General features: G+C 69.1%; 21 protein-coding genes. 18 read left to right on the plus strand and 3 right to left on the minus strand.

Annotation, left to right across the window (positions count from 1 at the left end):
* The first annotated feature begins 355 nt into the window (after positions 1-355).
* The 6 genes from ACIA75_RS35330 (at position 356) to ACIA75_RS35355 (ending at position 6,822) form a co-directional block, all read left to right on the plus strand.
* Positions 356-1,453 carry a helix-turn-helix domain-containing protein gene (locus ACIA75_RS35330; protein WP_397111434.1) on the plus strand — a complete coding sequence of 366 codons (1,098 nt, stop codon included), beginning with the start codon at positions 356-358 and terminating at the stop codon, positions 1,451-1,453.
* Between the two features lie 649 nt (positions 1,454-2,102).
* Entirely contained in the window at positions 2,103-3,539 is a 1,437-nt protein-coding gene (locus tag ACIA75_RS35335) for an FtsK/SpoIIIE domain-containing protein (protein ID WP_397111435.1), read from the plus strand.
* 53 nt (positions 3,540-3,592) lie between these two features.
* Positions 3,593-3,910: a hypothetical protein gene (locus tag ACIA75_RS35340; protein ID WP_397111436.1), complete on the plus strand. Its 318-nt coding sequence runs from the start codon at positions 3,593-3,595 to the stop codon at positions 3,908-3,910.
* Positions 3,910-5,118: a hypothetical protein gene (locus ACIA75_RS35345; protein WP_397111437.1), complete on the plus strand. Its 1,209-nt coding sequence runs from the start codon at positions 3,910-3,912 to the stop codon at positions 5,116-5,118. The genes ACIA75_RS35340 and ACIA75_RS35345 overlap by 1 nt, the downstream gene beginning before the upstream one ends.
* A complete protein-coding gene (locus ACIA75_RS35350; protein WP_397111438.1) occupies positions 5,115-6,227 on the plus strand; it encodes a hypothetical protein in 1,113 nt (370 codons plus the stop codon). Before ACIA75_RS35345 ends, ACIA75_RS35350 begins: the two co-directional genes overlap by 4 nt.
* Positions 6,228-6,276: 49 nt before the next feature.
* Entirely contained in the window at positions 6,277-6,822 is a 546-nt protein-coding gene (locus ACIA75_RS35355) for a hypothetical protein (RefSeq protein ID WP_397111439.1), read from the plus strand.
* Between the two features lie 301 nt (positions 6,823-7,123).
* On the opposite strand, the gene ACIA75_RS35360 is transcribed toward ACIA75_RS35355, so the two are convergent.
* From ACIA75_RS35360 to ACIA75_RS35370, 3 genes are read right to left on the minus strand one after another with little or no spacing between them, the layout of a single operon-like run.
* The gene (locus ACIA75_RS35360; RefSeq protein WP_397111440.1) at positions 7,124-9,124 is read right to left on the minus strand and encodes a hypothetical protein; all 2,001 of its coding nucleotides are present in this window, start codon (positions 9,122-9,124) and stop codon (positions 7,124-7,126) included.
* Positions 9,125-9,149: 25 nt separating this feature from the next.
* Entirely contained in the window at positions 9,150-9,413 is a 264-nt protein-coding gene (locus ACIA75_RS35365) for a hypothetical protein (protein WP_397111441.1), read from the minus strand.
* Positions 9,413-10,153, minus strand: a complete 741-nt coding sequence (locus ACIA75_RS35370; RefSeq protein WP_397111442.1) for an AAA family ATPase — start codon at positions 10,151-10,153, stop codon at positions 9,413-9,415. Before ACIA75_RS35370 ends, ACIA75_RS35365 begins: the two co-directional genes overlap by 1 nt.
* A gap of 148 nt (positions 10,154-10,301) precedes the next feature.
* Here ACIA75_RS35370 and ACIA75_RS35375 point away from each other — a divergent pair, with 148 nt between their 5' ends.
* From ACIA75_RS35375 to ACIA75_RS35430, 12 genes are all read left to right on the plus strand, one after another.
* Positions 10,302-10,688: a hypothetical protein gene (locus ACIA75_RS35375; protein ID WP_397111443.1), complete on the plus strand. Its 387-nt coding sequence runs from the start codon at positions 10,302-10,304 to the stop codon at positions 10,686-10,688.
* 44 nt (positions 10,689-10,732) lie between these two features.
* Positions 10,733-10,951, plus strand: a complete 219-nt coding sequence (locus ACIA75_RS35380; RefSeq protein ID WP_397111444.1) for a hypothetical protein — start codon at positions 10,733-10,735, stop codon at positions 10,949-10,951.
* 72 nt (positions 10,952-11,023) lie between these two features.
* Entirely contained in the window at positions 11,024-11,401 is a 378-nt protein-coding gene (locus tag ACIA75_RS35385; RefSeq protein ID WP_397111445.1) for a hypothetical protein, read from the plus strand.
* A 99-nt stretch (positions 11,402-11,500) separates the two neighbouring features.
* Entirely contained in the window at positions 11,501-12,463 is a 963-nt protein-coding gene (locus ACIA75_RS35390; RefSeq protein ID WP_397111446.1) for a nuclease-related domain-containing protein, read from the plus strand.
* 95 nt (positions 12,464-12,558) lie between these two features.
* On the plus strand, positions 12,559-13,140 hold the full coding sequence (locus tag ACIA75_RS35395) for a hypothetical protein (RefSeq protein ID WP_397111447.1): 582 nt from the start codon (positions 12,559-12,561) through the stop codon (positions 13,138-13,140).
* A 108-nt stretch (positions 13,141-13,248) separates the two neighbouring features.
* Complete coding sequence (locus ACIA75_RS35400) at positions 13,249-13,917, plus strand: hypothetical protein (protein ID WP_397111448.1); 669 nt, start codon at positions 13,249-13,251, stop codon at positions 13,915-13,917.
* Positions 13,914-14,630: an NUDIX hydrolase gene (locus ACIA75_RS35405; RefSeq protein WP_397111449.1), complete on the plus strand. Its 717-nt coding sequence runs from the start codon at positions 13,914-13,916 to the stop codon at positions 14,628-14,630. Before ACIA75_RS35400 ends, ACIA75_RS35405 begins: the two co-directional genes overlap by 4 nt.
* Positions 14,615-14,854, plus strand: coding sequence for a hypothetical protein (locus tag ACIA75_RS35410; protein ID WP_397111450.1), 240 nt, complete (start codon positions 14,615-14,617; stop codon positions 14,852-14,854). Before ACIA75_RS35405 ends, ACIA75_RS35410 begins: the two co-directional genes overlap by 16 nt.
* Before the next feature lie 208 nt (positions 14,855-15,062).
* Positions 15,063-15,344: a hypothetical protein gene (locus tag ACIA75_RS35415; RefSeq protein WP_397111451.1), complete on the plus strand. Its 282-nt coding sequence runs from the start codon at positions 15,063-15,065 to the stop codon at positions 15,342-15,344.
* A 115-nt stretch (positions 15,345-15,459) separates the two neighbouring features.
* Positions 15,460-16,230, plus strand: coding sequence for a hypothetical protein (locus ACIA75_RS35420; protein WP_397111452.1), 771 nt, complete (start codon positions 15,460-15,462; stop codon positions 16,228-16,230).
* Positions 16,231-16,290: 60 nt separating this feature from the next.
* Complete coding sequence (locus ACIA75_RS35425) at positions 16,291-17,184, plus strand: hypothetical protein (protein ID WP_397111453.1); 894 nt, start codon at positions 16,291-16,293, stop codon at positions 17,182-17,184.
* Positions 17,185-17,450: 266 nt separating this feature from the next.
* A complete protein-coding gene (locus ACIA75_RS35430) occupies positions 17,451-18,623 on the plus strand; it encodes a multiprotein-bridging factor 1 family protein (RefSeq protein WP_397111454.1) in 1,173 nt (390 codons plus the stop codon).
* The last annotated feature ends 347 nt before the right edge of the window (positions 18,624-18,970 follow it).

The following is an 18,970-nucleotide window of genomic DNA, read 5'->3' on the forward strand; positions in this document are numbered from 1 at the left end:
GCCTGTCCGGCGTGTCGATCCGGTGTACTGGGTCGCTGGTGCGGCAGGCTCACTGTGACCTAAACGCAACCGACCCCCACTCTCTCCTTGTTTGGCGACAACTGAGAGTGGGGGCCGGGGGAGCCAAGCATTTGGGGCGCTGTGGCACGAACGACGATACAGGCACCGGCCGACAGACGGCCAACGCAACCCGTATCTAGACGGCGTGTCGCCCCCGACGCCTTGGCTCTGTAACCCAGAAGGGACAGAGCTTGAGTAAGCACACTGCCGCCGACATCGCCACGGCGGCGGAAATCCACATCGGTCGGTGCTGCTGCCACCTGACCAGCCCGGTCACCACCTTGGCGGTGGACCAGTGAACTACGGGCGCATCCACCGGGGGCCGATGTCGGATGACAACTACACCCAGCTGGCCAATGCCATATTGCGGAGCCCGGAGCTTTCCGGCAACGCGGTGAAGATATTCGGGATCCTGGCCTCACACCGCGACGGGTACGGGGTCACGGTGCCTCAACTCGTAAAACTCATGAAGTGCGGGACCGACGCCGTGAGTGCGGCCCTGAAGGAACTGGAGCGCTTCGGGCTGTTGGAGCGGACCCGTGAGCGGCGGCCGGACGGCACCCTCGGCAAGGGGACGGACTACTTCATCACCGATACAAAGTTCTTGGCACGCGAGCAGGAGAAAAACCGCAGGTCAGAGCCTAAACGGGAAAATCCCGTATTGGCCGTGACCAGCGGAAATGCCGAAGAGTCGGGGACCGGTGACGACGAATCTGCCGAGGACTCCGGCACTCATCACAAACCCGCAGGTCAGAACCTAAACGGGAAAACACCTGAACAGGCTAATCCGGGTACTAAGAAGAACAATCTCTTCAAGAAGAACAACAACCTTTCCGTCCGTCCGGAACGTAACGCGGGCGCGAGCGCCGAGCCGGATCGGACGGACGGACGGACGGACAATCCTTCGACCCCCGAGACGAGCACGGAGACGACCTCCGTTCCGGGTCTCGACCTGGAACCGACCGGGGCCGAGCTTGCGGCCGAGTCGGTGGGTGATTCGGCAGCATCGGTTTTGCTGGCCGAGGCCGAGATAGCCGCTCACCTGGCCCGGGTCGACATGCGCCCTGAGCAGTGGCGGCGGCTCGAAACTGCCGTCGACGCCGCGCTACTGAGGTTCTCAACCGCTCGGGTGGCCCGCTACCTGCGCGACAAGGCCCGCGACGCCCAAACCGCCATGTACGTGGTGCGCGCGTTCGAGCTGTACGCCGACGCCATCGTGCTGGTAGGCGAGCCGCACACAACCGCTGCGCGCCGCACCGATGCCAAGCTGCTGGAAGACCTGGCCACGGCCGATACACCCGCGCCGGAACGGCCTCGCTGCCCTGAACACCCCAATTCCGGCCGTCGTGCAGGGGGGGAGTGCTCTGCTTGCTTCGCCGCGCAGTTCGCCTAGCCCTTCAAGGCCCCTCACTGGCCCGCAGAAGCCCGTAGAGCCCCTGTCGGTGCCCGGGGGCCAAATGACCCGGTTTCGCGGCTCAGCGGACGAATCAGCCGTCGAAAACGAGTATTGGAGTGTGACTCGATGGAACGACGTAACGGCCAGTGCGGCCGCATCTGCCACCAGCAGCCCTGTGCGTACCTCCCGGCATCTCCAGCCATTTCGGCGGCGAAAGTCGCCCAGAATCGCCGCTGGAGCCGGAAACGACGTGGAACCGGGCAGTGCCGGCGACCCGTCCAAACCCATCGAGCACACAGTGAGCCAACGACCGAGGGGCAGGTTATGACGATTTCCGCCGAGGTCCGGCCGTACAGCGCCGGTGGTCCGTTGCTTCCCGAGCTGCACGCCGGGCCGGTAGCCGGGCCGTGTGGTCACGCCCCGGCATTCCGGTGCCGCGGGTGCGGAGTGTGCACGGGGTGCCCGGGGCGGGTGTGCCGGTGTGGTGCGGCCGAGAACGACTGAACGGATCCGGGGGTGCGATGTGGTCGTTTTCCGGGGTAGCGGTGGGGCTGAGCTGGTGTTACCGGTGTGTCGCGGTGGTGGCGTGGTGAGCGCGGCGGGCGGGGTACTGTCCCCCTCGGCCCGTTTCAGATATCATGAAATCATGATTTCAGATTTCGCGACCTATGCCACCCTCGGCGGCCCACCCCTGGCCGCCCTGGCCACCCACCACGTGACCTGCAGATATGGAGTCGGAGTGGACTACTGGAAGACCGAAGACCGTGCCGTTCGTGCCAACGTGCGCCGCGCTGCCCGCATCCGCCGGGAATGGCCGGCCGTGGCCAAACACCTCAAACTGGTATTCGAGAACAAGCTGCCGACACTCGGGCAGCGGTTGGCCGGCAACAAGCCCAAACCTCGGATCGAGGTTCCGCGCATCATCGAGTGGTCTGCCGATGCCTACGGCGTCACCATCGTGGTGCGGACCGTGCCAGGTGTCGGCATCAAGGAATTCACCCTCAAGGCGCCGTATCTGGCCGATTACTGGCGGATGCAGGCCGTGGAGGTGACCTCACCGGAAGGCGAATACGGCCACGTCCGGCTGCGGGCGGTGCACACCGACCCGGTGACGCTGGAAATCAAAGCGCCGGTGCCCGATATCCCCGAAGACCTCACCCGCTACGAACTGGGCCCCAACACCTTCGGTGATCCGGTGTTCCTGCCGTTGGCTCAAGCCGCGCTGATCACGCTGGCCGGCAACCCCGGCACCGGCAAATCGGCGTTCATCCGAACCCTGGTCACCAAGCTCGCGCCCTCGCCACTGGTGCAGTTCATCGGCGCCAACGGCAAGGCCCCGACCTCGCTGATCGGCGATTTCCGGGCGCTGGCGCCGCGGTTCTCGGTGCTGCTGGGTTCCTCGCCCGCCGATGTGTACCGGGTGCTCAAAGGCATTCAGGCCGAGATGAACCGCCGCTACTCGATCATGTACGAGGAGCGCGGCGAAGATGATTTCTGGGCGGCCGGCGGGCCGATCGCGGATATGCCGCTGCTGTTCGGGATCTTCGACGAGTGCCAGACGTGGATGGGCGACGAGGACATCGTCAACCTGTTCGAGGACATCGCGAAGAAAGGCCGCGGTGCCGGCATCATCCTGCTGCTGGCCACCCAGAAACCGACCGCTGAGTCTCTGCCGACCCGGATCCGTGATGTGTCCACGAGCGCGCTGTGCTGCCCGGTGCTCACCGATACCGCCGCGGTGGCGGCGCTGGGCCCCGAAATCCGTGAGTTCCCGCAGATGAACCCGGCCGCGATCATGAGCCCGGCGTATCGGGGTGTGGTCACCATCCGCGACGAACAGGGCGGGTTCACCCGGTTCAAGTCGCCGTTCACCGAGACCAAGTTGTCGGCGGCGGTGGCCCAGCGGACCGCGGTGTTCGTGCGCGATATCCCGGGGATCTCGGTCGGTACCGAGCACCGCAAGGCCAACGTTCCCGATTCGGCCGCGGCGCTGTTCAAGTCCACACCGCCGCCGCCCGATCGCCGGCCGCGTGCCGGTGAGAAGCCGGCCCAGGACCCGAAAAACGATCGTACGCAGGGATAACGACCGCCGTAATGTGCGGTTCGTCCGAATTGGAGACAAGGGGGTAACACCAAATGCCCGCACCCATCGAACACGATTCCGAGGCTGCCCGCGGGTTCGCCGACGCTGCTGCCGCGGTGGCCGCGTTGCTGGACACCGCGGCCGGCCACGCCGACACCGCCGCCGGCACACCGTTGGCCGGCCTCGGCGAGTTCGGCACCGATTTCTCGGCCGCGTTCGCCGCGGCCGTGCAGACCCAGGCCGCGACGATCCGAACCGCCGCGGCCCTCTTCGGTGCCTACGGCCAGACCGTGACCGACCAGGGTGCGGCCCTGACCGCGACCGATACCGACACCGCGGCCGCCCTGGCCGCCGGCGCCGAGGAGGCGTGATGCGACCGCTACCGACCACCGGCCTGCGTGCCACCGCCGATCACCCGCTGTTGTCCACGCTGCTGGCGCCGTTGCTGCAACTGCGTGCATCACTCGGCGACGGCACCCCGCCGACCGCCGTGCTCGACGCCCTGGCCGCCGCGGCCGATCACACCGCCGCGGCCGAGGCCCCGGGCCGCGCCGGGTCGTATCTGCTGGAATCCACCGGCACCGCCCCGGCGGCGGTGCCGGTGGCTGCCCGCACCGGTACCGAAGTCTCGGAGCTGGCCGGTCACCACACTGCGTTGGCGGCGCTGGTGACCGATGCCTACGCCACCCGCGCCACCGTTGCGGGCCGCCTCGACACGATCATCGACAATTTCAAGGCCACAGCAGGGCCGATGCTGGACAAGGCGCGGTCGCAAAGCGATTTGGATCCCGTGATCGGCCTGGCGTCGCAAGCCATCCGTGAGGGCGTGAACGAGGTCAGCTACGCCCAGGACGAGATGGACGGACACACCCGCCGTGCGCGGGAACTGGATCGGGGCCCGGGTGCGCCCGGGGTCACCGTGCCGCCCGGTTTCGCTGCCGCGCCGGGTGTGCCGGCCGCCGGGCCCGGTGCTACCACCACCGGGCCCGGCGCGCCGGCCGTACTCGACCCGCAGCAGGCCGCGCAACTGGCGATGCAGCAAGCCGCCCTCGCGGCCGGGGTGCAGCTGGGCACCGTGGCCCTGGATGCCGGGGTGGAAATCGGTTCCAAGCTGATCGACGGTGTGGTGCAGGTGGCCACGCACGGAATCGATACCGGCGCGCAATTGGCCGAACAGGGCATTTCGACGATGGCCGCCGGCGCCACCGGCACCGAGGGCGGTACCGCGCCGGGACTCAACCCGCCGGCACCCCCCGGCCCGGCCGCCCCGGGTGACAAACCGGTCCTGTTCGGCGGCCTCGGTGGCGCCCCCACGGCGCCGGCACCGGGACCGGCACCGAAAAACGACGACAGCGACAGCGGCGCCGAGGGTTCGGGCCCGGTGTTCTTCCCCGAGCAGCAACCCGCCCCCGCTCCGCCACCGCCCGCCCCCGTGGCGCCCGGATCCGACCAGCCCGGAACCACCGGCGCAGTGGTCCCGCCCGCCGGCCGCACCGGTCCCGGCGCGGGGGCCGATCAGGAACAGCAACGTCCGCGCCGGCCCGGACAGGCCGGCGTGACCAGTGAGGACCAGTCATGACCGAGAACAACAGCAACGGCGCGATTCCCGACCGCCGGCTACCGCCCGGGTGGGTACCGCCCGAACCGGAAACCACCCCGGCACCGGCACCGGCCCCCGAAGCCGAGGCAGAGCGCGGCGCCGAGCTGCACGACGACGACACCACCGCGACGGATACCGAAGCACCGCCGTCGAATCTGTTCATCCTGCCCGGGTTGCCGGCCTACGCCGGGCTGGAGACCGTGGCTCAGGAGGCCGAGGCCGCCGAGGCGGTGCCCACCGGCGCCCGGGACCAGGCCGCGCCGGATGCGGATGCGGCGTACTCCGGTGAGTGGTCGCAATGGCTCGACGGCCCGGAACGCAAGGCGCCGGCCGCACCGGCCCCAGCCGTCGACGACGACGAGTACGACGACGACGCCGCCCTCGATGAAGCCAACGTCTATGTGCCCGACTACAGCGACGCCACCGCCATGGCGGCGTTCCGGGACCGTTCCGGCGGCCGCCCGGTGCGCCCGGCGATGTCGCGGGAAAAGGTCACCGGCCGTAGCCGTTCGGTGTCGCCGGTGTGGCGGATCGTGGCCGGGTCGCTGGCCGTGGCCGCCACCGCCGCGGTGGTCGGTGTCGTGGTCGTGGTCAACGTCAACGCCGCCAAAAAGGACCCGGTCATGCCCGGCGGCGACCCCGCCGCGGCCGGCCTCACCTCCACGGTGCCGGCCACCTCGGCGTTGCCGGTGAGCTGGAAACACGCCACCGCCGGGTGCACCCGTACCCGGTCGTCGTCGATGACCATCGGTGCCGATCCTGGCGATCACTCCAGCCCGCAAATGGCGATTCTGGGGTTCGAATGGGCCTACTACGTCGACCGCGACGCGGTGAAAGTCCGTACTTTCACGACGCCGGATGCCAAGGTGTCACCGGCCGAGACCATCCAAGCCGCGATCGACAACGAGGTACCCGAGGGCACCCGGTATTGCGTCTACATCACCGCAGGTGACGGCACCGGGGACGTGTGGGATGTCGAGCTACACGAACAGTGGCCCACCGAGGCGGAACCGGCGCGGTACGGGCAGCGGATCACCACCACCACCGAGGGTGGAAAAGCCCTGATCACCGCCATAACCAAACGCTAACCGGAAATAAGGGTATGCGGTTTTAAGGGTTTAAGGTAAGGTGTGTGACATGACCACCACAGTGCAGGAGAACCAGATGACAGACGCAGTGACCGCGCTCGGCGGCTGGGTCGTCGTGCTCTACCCCTCCGGCCTGGCCTACACCGAGGGCGACCCCGGCGCCGGGCCGCTGGAACTGGCCACCCGCAGCGAAGCCGACGAATTGGCCGCCTCCGTGCTGGCCACCGCCGAGGCCCTGGGCATCCCTGGCGCGGCCACCGAGGTCGTGCGTGCCGCCGCCTACACCGCCCCGGCCGCCCCGGCGCCGATGGTGACCACCGCCCCCGCTTCCGCCCTGTCCGGCAACCACCCCGCCCCGCTCACCCGCGTACACCGCACCTACGCCATCGCGCTGGGTACCGGGCGCCTCTATCTCAGCGCCGACGATCGCGGCCGGGGCCGGGCCTGGACCGCATTCACCGACCAGGCCGCCGCCGAGTCCGCCGCCGCCGAGCTGCGCACCCACGCCACCAACTGGGACATGACCGGGTTCACCGCCACCGTGGTGGTTCGCGCCATCACCACCAAGACCACCGACTGGGCACCGGTCGACTGAACCGAACACCACCCACACACCAACGGCACCGGCCGGGGCGATTCCGAACCGCCCCGGCCGGTGCCGTTTCTGCTGCCGCGATACGGCCGGCCACCACGCCGGCCGCCGCCCCGGCACACGCACGCCAGTACCGCCGGCGGACCCCGGTCACACAGCCATACGGAAATGCGGGCATACGGGTAGGCAGGTTCCCGTATGCCCGCATCTCCGTATGTCTGTGTCTGTATACCAGCCCCGGACACACCAGCGGCCCGGACGCAAACACCTGCGTTCCGGGCCGCTGTGTGGCCTTGTGAGCCGCTTACTTGCGCAGAGCGATCACCTGGCCCATGGCCGCGCGCTCGGCCTCGATATCGGCCGCCTCGGTGATCCACTTCTTCCCGCTGGCCGGGTGCGCGCCACCGTCCCGGTAAATCCGGTCGGGGCCCTCATTGAACCGGCGATTGCGGATCAGCACATGGGCGATATCGGCCACCGCGAACTTGCGCGGTCGCACCCGATCGTGCACCTCGGCCGCCAGCGCCCACAGCTCCGGATCGGCCGCCGCGGCCGGATCGGTCCCGCCCGCCTCGGTGTGCCCACCGGTAACCGGCGCCGCTGCGCGGTGCGCGGTATCGGCGTGCGCGGTGGACTGCTCGCCACCCGTGCCCGGGTGCTCGGTAGCCGTCGCCGCTGCGCGGTGCGCGGTGGCGGGCTGCGCGGTAGCGGTGGTGCTGCGCGCCGGGTGCTCGGTGGCACTGGGCGCCGCTGCGCGGTCGGTGCCGGGATCGGGAACGTTCGCCGGTTCGGAAGCGGCGCCGTTCTCGGTCTCCGGCTCGGCCGCAGCCGACGCCTCGGCGGGGGAGTGCACGGTAGGCGCACCCTCGCTCTCGGTAGCGTGCACACCCTCGGCCGTCTCGGCCCCGGTCGCCGCGCCGACATCACCGAGACGCTGCGCGGCGTCCGGAGACCCGCCCGCCGACCGGTCGCGCCGGACCGCGGAAACCTCCGCGAAAACCTCATCGGCCAGACGCTTTGCCATGAAATCAGGCAACGAATCCGTCTCGACTTCCTCGCCCGCCGCGGCCGCGACCGCGTGATCGGCCGTGGTCTCGGCCGACGCGGGGGCCTCGGCCGGCGCCTCGGTGTTCTCGGCGCCGGAGCGGTCCGGGTGCGCGGTGCGCTGCGCGGCGAGCACCCCGGCGTGCACGCCGGGGAGCCCGGCCTGCTCGGTAGCCGCCGCCGGTGCGCGGTGCGCGGTAGCGGCGGCCGGGATGCGCGGTAGCGGCGCGGTGGTGACCGAATCGGGGTGCTCGGTCTGCTCGGTAGCCGCCGCTGCCCGGTGCTCGGTATGCGCGGTATTCAGCGCCGGGTGCTCGGTAGGGGTGCGCGGTTGCTCGGTACGACCGGTCACCAGGGGTTCGCCGAATTCGGCCGTGGTGCGCAGGTGCTCGGTAGTGATGCCGGGGTGCTCGGTAGCGGTGCGCGGTTGCGCGGTAGCCGCCTCGGCCTTGCGCACATCGGCGACCCCGTTCTTGCGCGCTTCGGAGAAGTCACCGCCCATCGCGTGATGAGCGAGCAACGCGAGCCCGATCATGACCGGCGCGACACCGTGCAGCGCCGCGTCGTACCAATGGCCGACTTTCACATACGGGTAGGTGTTGAGACCCAGCGTCAAGGCGAACAACGCGAATTCGGTGCGCGGCAGCCACTTGTTGGGCGTGACCCGGAACCGGCGCACCTTGTTGGTGCCGAGCGCGATGTAGATCATCAGCCCCGAAATCATGCCCTCCAGCAAGTAGGAGAACCAGAACAACGGATCGGACATCCCGCCGGGGGCCATGTTCTGCTGCACGTTGACCGCCGACCACAACATGCCGGCGCCGAGGATGCCCACGATCACGCGGTCACCCCATGTCGAATGGCGCCGCAGCCCCGCCAGCGCCGAATACGGGCTGTCTTCGCGCATCTGATCCGACATCGCGCGCTGCGCCTCGACCCGATCACGGATCTCGAGGGCCCGCAGTTCGGCGTCGGCGTCGCGCAGGATCTCGGCCGCCTTGAGCCGCGCCAGGTGCTCGGCCTCGAGCAACTTGCGTTCGCCCTCGCGGACACGCTCGGACAGTTCCCGTTCGAGCCGTAGTTCTTCCTTGGACAGGACGGTGTTCAGCACCTCGCGGGCATCGCCGCCGAGGGCGGCCCGCTGAGCGCGGGCCGTGGCGATCTCGGCGCGGAGTTCGGCCACAGACTCGTTGACCGGTTCGATCTCCGGTTCTATGTCGTCGGTGTGCGCCTCATCGGCGCTGTGATGGTTGTTTCTCATCTCCCCCGGTCCTTTCTCGTTGGGGTCATTTCTTCTCGGTGGGCAGGTGCTTGGCGACCGGCGCGTACGCCGCCAGCGCGGCGGCGGTGAGCTCCCGCAGGTCCATTCCGGTGTCGGTTTTGGCGTAGGACATGGCCTTGTGCAGATCCGCCGCGATGTCGACCGTGAGCCGCTTGAGCGGTTCGGCCGGCGCTTTCGACGTTTTCGGCGCCTCCGCTACCCACTTGGACCGCGGATCGGTGCCTTCCGGTTCCTTGATGTCTCCGGGTTTCGGCTTGGCGGCGTTCATCACTGCTGTCCTTTCGGGTTGTTCTCGCCGAGTGCGAGAGTGGCTGTCTCGGTGGCCAGTACCGCGACATCTGCCGCGGCCGGGCCACCCGGTTCGAATTCACACACGGCCAAACCGTGGCCGAGTGCCTGGGCATAGGCGGTGCGTCGCTGCAGGCCGTGAGTCTGCGGCGCGATCCCGGCGCGATCGAGCGCGGCCAGCGCACCGGCCGTGATCACCTCGCGCGGGTCGAAATCGGTGAGCACCATCCGCACCGTCAACTCCCCACCGGGCGCGAACTGCGCGCCCGCCTCGACCAGCAACGGGGCGGTATCGCGGCGGATGGCCCAGATATCGGCCGGAAACGGTTTGACCGGGACCAGGACCACCGCATGCGGATCGGGGGCCACCGCGGCCAGTACGGCGCGGGTGGCGGCCTCGTTATGGCCGCGGCCGTCGACGACCACCACGTCGTATCCGGCGCGCAGATTGTCGATGTCTTCCCAGATCGACAGGTGCGGATACAACATCACTGTGACGCGAGGCGCGATAGCGCGGACCGCCTCGATATCGGTGAGTGTCTGCTGATCATCGGTTTCGATCAGCAACACCCGCAGGCCGCGCTGGGCCAGCTCGTGAGCGAGCATCCACGCAATCAGGCTCTTTCCCACGCCCCCCTTGGTCGACAGAACCGCTATCAGGATTCCGCCGGCAGTGCGGATGCGCGCGACCAGCGACGGGCGGCGCGTTCTGGTGGCCATGGCCGGGACTCCTTTCGAGGCGGGGCGGTGCTCGGTACGGACATACTCTAACACAGGGATACGGATATAAGGATTTAAGGCTGTACAGAAATAAGGAAATAAGGGTATGGTGGGTGTACCGACACCGACCCGAACCGGAGCGCCCGCCATGAACACCACCCCCACCGCCACCGCCGCTACCGTCGTCGTCCGCCGCGCCTCGGCCCTCTACCGCCGCACCGGCGCCACCATCTGGACCATTGGCCCCCGCCTGCTGCCGATCCTGCTCGCCGTGGCCCTGCTCGGCCTGGCCGTGCTCACCATCGTCGGATTCCTCACCGGCACCGGCCCCGAACTCGCCGGCGCCACCCCCGACATGACCACCCCGGCCGACTGCGCCGCCTGCCCGCCGCTCGCACCCGTGCGCCCGATTCCGCCGGCCTCCGACTGCGTCATGTTCTGCACCCCCGCGCCCGCCGCCGAGGCGCCGCGCGTCGACCTCATCGCCGCGGCGTTCGACTTCGCCGGGCAGCACGATCCGATGCTGCTGAGCTGACCTCGACCGATACCCACCCGGACACCTCGACCAGGAGAACAGCCATGAACCGTATGACCGCGACGCAGGCCAAATTCACTTACGACTGCCCTGATTCGGTGTGGGACGCCCACCAGGTCCGCGGAATGGAGAACAAGAAAGGCGACTACCGCGGCGCCGGTGATTTCGTCGTCGACGACTACCGGATCTTCGCCTGCACCCTGCGGGAGGCGAAATCGGCCGCTACCTGGCTGGCCCGCAACGGCGTGGCCCCCAAGCGCTGAGCACTCCCACCGAACCCCGCCCGGTGCGTTCCGAACCGCCCCGGTCCCCTCCGCAGCCAGAAAGGCCACCAAATGACCAGCAATGACGACGCCCTCACCGCCGCCGAGTACGCCCAGATCGTGCAAGACGCCTACAACCGGCGTATCCGCTCCCTGCACTCCACGCTGAGGGCCTGGGCGGTGCTGCGTGGCCTCACGGTCACCCCGGCCGACGACGGCACGTGCAGTTTCGACCTGGCCCGCGGGCAGCGCCGCGTGACGGTGCGGCTGATACCGAGCTGGGAACAGCAGGGCCCCGGCGCCGAAACCGTGGTCGTGGAAAGCGACGACAACACCGGTGGCCTGCGGATGGTCGCCCACAGCGGGGACAGTGGCATGCCCACCGCGGCCGCACTCAAGGGCCTGCTCACCGGGTTGCTGTTCCCCGAGGACTTGGCCCTGGACCTCTGACCCGCGCCAGGGAGTCATAGCCGGACGGTAGAACCGCTGCGCGACAACGCTTCTCACGTCCACGATGGATACGACGACAACGAACAAGGGGGAACTCCCATGCTGGTACTCAACGGCGACCGCACCGACATCCACGACACCGAACGCCACGTCATCGACTGGCTACGCACCTCCGGACTACCCGGGGTGGCCCTTTCCGGATGCCACACCCCCGGCGGTGAAACCGATCTCGTGGTGTTCACCCCGGACGCCGCGATCGTGATCGAAGTGAAAGGGCTGCGCCGGCGCATCCCGGATGCCACGCTGTGGTGCCCGAACAACGGCCGCTGGAACGTACCCGGCATCGCCGGCGACCCTGTGCACGTGCGCCCCGGCGACACCAGCCCGTGGGACCAGCTCGGCGCCAAAATATTCGGGGCGAAGAACATGATCGAACCGGCATGCGGGCCCGTGCGCGTGGCCGGCCTGGTCCTGGTGGTCGCGCACCCCGGCACCCGGATCACCATCCGGCCTTCCAAAGGACCGAACCCCTACGGCTCATCCGTACTCGCCGGCCACACCGCCGACGACCTCACCGGCTGGATCCGCCAGCGCACCGGACAACGCACCCGCGGCACCTGGACCGTGCCGCGGATGCTGGCCGCCCTCGCCGCGCTCGACACCGGCTCACCCCTGACCGCCGCCGAGCTGGCCGCCGCGGGATTCCCACCCGGCGATACCACCACCGCGGCGGTACCACCGCGGCCGGTGCCCGCGCCCACCGCGGCACCGTTCATCCGCACCGCGCCCGCCCCGCGCCCGCCCCGGCCCCACCGTGCACCCCGGCGCCCCGGTCGCCGTGGTGGCCTCGGTCGCACCGTGGCCGCCCTGGCCGGCATCGCCGCCACCGCAGTGGTTGTGTTGGCCCTCGCCATCGTGCTCAACACCCTCACCCGCCCGGTCCCGGCCACCGAACCGGCGCCGGTCCCGGCCAGCGTGCACACCCCTGCACCACCACCACCGCCGGCCCCGGCCCCGTCGCCGACCCGTAGCAGTTGCTGGCCATTCGATGCGGCCTGCTGACGCCCGGCGCCATGCTCTGCCCCGCACACCCCCCAAACCTCCCGGCCCGACCCCGGGCCCGGGACAGAAAGAAGAGAGAGAAGGGAAAACCCCACGTGACAACATTTCTCGACTACACCGTGGAACTGCTGATAGACCCCGACGACCCGCAGACCAACGATGAGGACCGCATCGGGGTCGGGTTCAACTACAACGGCATCACCTCGTTGGTGTTCCTGGCGGCCGGTCACCGGCGCGGCCACACCTACGACCCGGCCACTCACACCCTGGTCTCCACCCACGTCATGGAATGCGGCGCCTGGTACCCGGCACACCTGCACACCTCCGACCGCGACCAGATCAGCTATGCGCGCGACCGGCTGGCCGCCTGGTACTCCGCGCCGGGCAACGGCGAGGACATGCCCGCCTCGGTGCGCGCCGAAATCGTGTCCCACCTCGGCGACCTGGAGCATTACCTGGCCGGGGGAGTGTGGGAAATCGAAATCGAGCCGTTCGGCGGCGCCCCGATCCTGCGTGTCGGCAACTACCCGACCCCCAACGCCGCCAGCGCCGCAATCGCGGGCGGGCAGGTCTGGGACCTGGTTGGTAGCAACCCCGACACCGACGACGACCTCATCGACTGCGACCTGACCGTGAATCGTGTCGCGCTGCACCGCGACACCGCCACGGCGCACTGAGAGAGATGGCGGGACCGGCCGCAGGATGGGCGGCCGGTCCCGCTCCCATGATCACACGCCACCCGCCCGCGGCTGGCGTGGCCACAACAGCAGAAACAGGAGCGCTCAATGTCCACACGCACACTCGCCCTCGGCCCCGATACCCGGTTGCTGGTCCTGCGCGTACCCGCCGGCCGGATCGAGATCCACGCCGCCGACGCATTCGCCACCGCCGGATCGGTCGAACTGACCGCCGCCGACCCCGGCGACCCGGCCGCCGCAGCGGCCATCGACGCGGCCGAACTCTCCGCTTCCGGCGTCCGCGCCTCGGTCACCGTCCGCGACACCCCGTCATCGCTGAGTGTCGATGACGGCGCGATCCGATTCAGTGGCGGCACCGTGGTAGCGGGCAATATCGGCGGTGTCGGCAACACTGCCGTCGTGATCGGCGGCACCGGCGCCACCGCGGCCACCTCGGCCGGGGTGGAACTGACCGCCTCGGTGGCCCCGGGGACCGAGATCCGGGTAATCACCACCTCGGCGCGGGTCATCGGCCGCGGCGACCTCGGCGCGGTGGAGATCGTCACCGTTTCCGGCCGCGTCGATATCGAGTCGGCTACCTCGGTCGATATCGACTCCGGTACCGGACCGGTGCGCGCCCACGTCACCATCTCCGCCGATATCCACGCCCGCAGAGGAGATGTCGACCTCACCCACGCCCCCGATGTGCCCGCGCGCCTTCTGCGTGTTCATTCCCTCGGCCGCATCTCGATCACCGAGAAAGGGCAGGACCGATGAGCAATCCGGCCACCACCCGCCAGCGGCCCGCGCTGGCTGTGACCGTCGACCTTGCGGCGTTCACCGTGCGCGACGGTGACCTGCACGTCTTGTTGATCGAACGCGGCCGGCCGCCGTACACCGGGCAATGGGCGCTGCCCGGCGGGCACCTCGAAGACGGAGAAGACCTCGACACCGCGGCCGCGCGCGAGCTCGCCGAGGAAACCGGCGTCGACCTCACCGGGGCCCACCTCGAACAAGTGGGCGCCTACGGTGCCCCCGACCGCGATCCGCGCCGCCGCGTGGTCACCGTCTGCTATCTGGCCGTCGTACCCGACGCACCCGAACCCGCCGCGGGCGACGACGCCGCCGCGGCCGCGTGGGTACCGGTGGGCTCGATCCTCGACGGCCGCGCCGCCGTGGCGTTCGATCACCACCGCATCATCGGCGACGCCACCGAACGGCTGCGCGCCAAGCTGGAACACAGCATGATCGCCGCCGAATTCTGCCCGCCGGAATTCACCATCACCGAACTGCGCCGGATCTACCAAGCCATCTGGGGCCACACGCTGGACCAGCGCAATTTCCACCGCAAGATCACCGGCACCCCCGGTGCGGTGATCCCCACCGGGAACCGAACCCACGGCCGCGGCCCCGGCGGCCGCCCCGCGGCGCAATCCGGGCCGGTGACCGGGAATTCCTCGGCGACCGCGAGCAATTGGCGCAGGCGCTGACCGCCTCTCGCCGCCTGGCCGAAGCGCTGGCCGCGATCGACGACGAGCTGCTGATTGCCGCGCGTAACACCTCCCCGGCGCTGTCGTGGCGGGCACTCGGCGCGCTGCTGGATCGACACTGGACCACCGTCGAGGAACGGGTGTCCAAGTTCGACCAGGGCCACCGCGCCATCAAACGGGGATGGCTGCTCGGAACCCCGCCCCCGAGGATGGATCGGCCATGACCAGCACACATATCGACGTGAAGGTGCTGCACGAATTCGTGTCCGGCACGCTGGCGCCGTTGTATGCCCGGCAGGTGAGCGACACCAATCACGCGGTGTGGTGCCGGGGGCGGCGGTATGGGTGTCCATTGTGTTTTCTTCCTGAAGAGGTTTCTACGATATGGAGCGGGACCGCTATCCGTACGGCTGAGAATTCATTCGGAACAAAATGTTCCAAACAGTTGAAACCGAAGAGGCTCAGCAGGCCGGAACCGGTGAACACCCCGGCGACATCGTTGTTCTGTGCGGCCTGGATGACTGGCTGCGCACCGCCCGCAGCGAGGCGCGCGAGCACGTAGAAGCCGAACTCGGCGATGTCGTAGAGGAACTGGCGGCAATCGAAGTGCGGCGCGATGAACTGATCCGCAGATGTAATGCCTGGCTGTCGCTGCGTGCTGTCGGCGAATTGGCCGGACTCAGCCACACCCAAATCCGCCGGATCACCAGCTAGGCAACCCGCATGGTGCAGAACACATCAGGCCCCGGCCGCAGGATGGGCGGCCGGGCCCGGACCTCATGATCCACGCTGGCAATCCCCCGCCGGCTCAACGAACGGAAGAACAGGAATGGAATTCAGTAAGCGACGGATCGAACACACAACGCCCGGCCCGGTGACGCTGACCCTGCACCTCGGCAGCGGTCAAATCGGGCTGACCTCCGAAGATGCCACCGCCACAGCAGTGGTCAACCTGTCCGCGCCGCCGAACACCCCGGCCGCTGCCGCGGTCACTGCGGCCCTCATCGAGCACCACGGCAACCGGATGACCGTGGAAACTCCCGCCATCGCCACCACCGCGGCCGCGGCCGCGGCCATGCAGATCACCGGCCCCGCCGGCGATATCGCCCTCGGGCCCGGCATCATCACCGCCACCACAAACCCCCGCCGCAGCATCGCCGCGGCCACCGGATCGCTTTTCGACCAGTCGGTCGGGGCCGGGGTTTTCGTGCCAGCGGGCAGCTCGCTGCATGTCCGCGCCACCGGTCCCATCGTGGCGAACGGGTCATTGGCCCATGTGGACGCCGTTTCCGCCATGTCGGTCTACCTGCTGCACGCCGAGCATGCCGATATCGCCACCGACACCGGCGATATCGAAATCGCGCGGGCCGCCGAGCTTCACGCAGTGACCCGTGAGGGCAGCATCACCGCCACGGTGACCGACCGGGCCGCGCTGACCGTTTCGGTGCGCGGTGACATCACCGTCCACGCCCGCGGCGCCGCCCACATCACCGCCTACACCGCCCACGGCGACATCACCGTCCACGCCCACACGCCCGGCGTCACCACCGACCTGCACGCCCGCAACGGCACCGTACGCATCATCTCCACCAGGCAATAACCACCCGCCGGCCGCGACCCCTCGCCGGCCCGCGTCTCGTCCCGACGGAACGGAAACCCTGTGAACACCGAACCCGAACCCGACCAGCAGCACGCCCCTACCGATCCCGGGTACTACGCCGGCCGCGGCGTGACCAGCGAATCCGAACAGCAGATGCGCGCCGCCTACACCCGCACGATCCGGGGTGCAGCCGAACGGCCCGCCTCCACCGCGCCCGACTGCGATCTCGGCATGCGCGAGGAACGGCAATATCTCGCTGACTCGGTCGACGCCTACCGCCGCTATCCCATCGAGATGCAACGACTGCACATGCAGACGCTCGACGCGCTGATCGACGGCGTGGACATGGGGATGACCGCGGTGCAGTGGCGATCCCGACGCCAGGCGCGGGAGCTGACCGGTCACGGCCCTTGGTCGCCGCCCCTGGACCCGCTCAGCGCCGAAGCTGCCCGGCTGCGTCCCTACCTCCTCGGCGACCCGGGCCACCCGAGCCGCTACACCGCCGCCCCGACCCAGCTCGAGCGTGTGATGCGCGCGGACTTCGGGCACCTGCACCGGCTGCGCTGGGAACGCGGCAGGCTCACCGCCGCCACCGAAGATCGCACCGACACCGAATATCAGCGGATCACCACCCTGATGTTCGTGATCGCTGAGCCGTGGCTGACCCGCGACGACGTCTTGGGCCGGGAATGGCGCGATCTGCGCACCCTGACCGCCGGCCACTACGACACCAGCGACGATTTCGCCGATGCAGTCGAGAGAATCCAGCACCAGCACCCCCGCGACGAGGCGATGTTCGCCCGCACCGTGCGTCAGATCCGGGACCTGGAAAGGATTCCCGAGCCGTCGCCGTCGTCGGACGCCAACCGCAGCTCCGCCCCCTTCCTGTTCTCCAGCGCTTCGGCCGCCGCTCGCACCGCCGAACTGGCCCGGCGGAACCGGTCTACGCGGTAGCCGCCGATCACGGCACCGCCGCATCATTTCGACAGGCCCGGACACCACATCGAAATGCGCGGGCGCGCCCCATCAACATGAGGAAACCCACCGAAACCGACACCTATCAAAATGATGCGTCAGTGCGAAAGTGGCAGGTAGGGGCCGTGTTCCGGGACATGATCGCACCGCCGACCCACGCAACACACGGGGCCCGGCCGCAGGATGGGCGGCCGGGCCCCATACTTTGCCCGATGTCTTGTCGATATCCGCCGTACCCTCGGGATATGACTGCCGATTTCGGGAGCCGCGTCGCGAGTGCGCGCAAACGCCGCGGCCTGTCGCAACGCGACCTCGCCACCGCGGCGGGACTGTCGCTGTCACTGGTCAAAAAGGTTGAACAGGGCCAGCGGGAAACCGTGCGCCTGGAAACCTTGCGTGCGCTCGCTGTAGCTCTGCGGGTCCGCACGACCGTTCTGCAGGGTGCCCACACAGATGCCGAATGGGCCGATGAGGCCACCGTCGACCTGTGGGAGCCGGTGCGCCGCGCGCTGGCCGGCGGCCCGGATGACCTCGAGGACCGGCCGTCCATCGACGGTGTACGGGCCGTCTACGACGGGCTACGCCCCGCGCTGACCGCGCACCGCTATACCGAGGTCGCCGCGGCGCTGCCCGCTCTGCTGCGCGACGCCGACGCCCTCGACGAGCGCGACGGACGCGCGATCCGATCCCGCATCCTCGGCATGGTCGGCTGGCTGCTGGTCCAAAACCGCCAATTCGACACCGCTACCGAGGCACTGACCCGCGCGATCGACCAAGCCCCCGACCGCGGTACCGCCGTCGCTGCAGTGAACGCTCAAGTGTGGAACCATCTCCGCCAGGGCGAACTTGCCCTGGCGGCCGAGCTGGCGCAGCAGTGGGCCGACGATATCGAGCCCCGTTTCTCGCGTGCGACGGGTCTGCAACTCGCGTTGTGGGGCCGGCTGTGGCTGTATGTGGCCAATGTCGGAGTGCGCGACAACAGTCCCGGATTGACCGATGACGCGCTCGCGCTGGCCCGTGCTGCCGCCGACCGGATCGGCCGCGAGGTCACTTACGATCCCAGCCCACACCGGCCGTTCGGGCCGGTCACCGTCGCGCAGATCGCGGGAGAGTGCGCCGTGATCACCGGCCACCCGGAACGCGCGATTGCCATCGGTGAGTCCATCCCCGCTACGGCGGTGGTGTCGGCAACCGCGGCGCCGAGGTTGCGTCATCGCCTCGATGTCGCCAAGGCCCACACCCAGTTACGCCAGTACGGCGAGGCCATCGCGGTGATGCGCGAGCTCCACCACACTGCGCCGGAATGGCTGCCGCAGCAACGCTATGCCCGTGACATCCTGGGCGAGATCATCCGCGGCCGCCGGACCCTCACCGACGACATGCGCACCCTCGCCGACGCGATCCGCCTCGAATACTGAAAACCCTGCCCGGCCGCGCCGGCCCTTTCCCGTGGCCCTCTACACTCGGCGCCGTCTCCCGGCCGCGTTGCGGTGTTTCCGAGCGGCTGTCACATGGGGTCGGGGGAACACGCCGGGCACGACCTGTACCGAAATCGGGTCGGGGCCCGGCATTCCGAGGCCACCGCCAGCACCGCGGGACATGGAAGGGCGCCGATCACGTGTGTCCCTTTGCTGCGACTCGGCCCGGAACAGCCACAGACACAGGCGTATCCGAGCTGTAAATCTATCCGCGGCCCCGGCGCCGGGACGACCATCATGCTCTACTGTGCGGGCCGACCACCGGCCCCAACGAACCCCCGGCGCCG

It is taken from the genome of Nocardia sp. NPDC051750, from assembly GCF_044453135.1.
Classification (GTDB): Bacteria; Actinomycetota; Actinomycetes; order Mycobacteriales; family Mycobacteriaceae; genus Nocardia.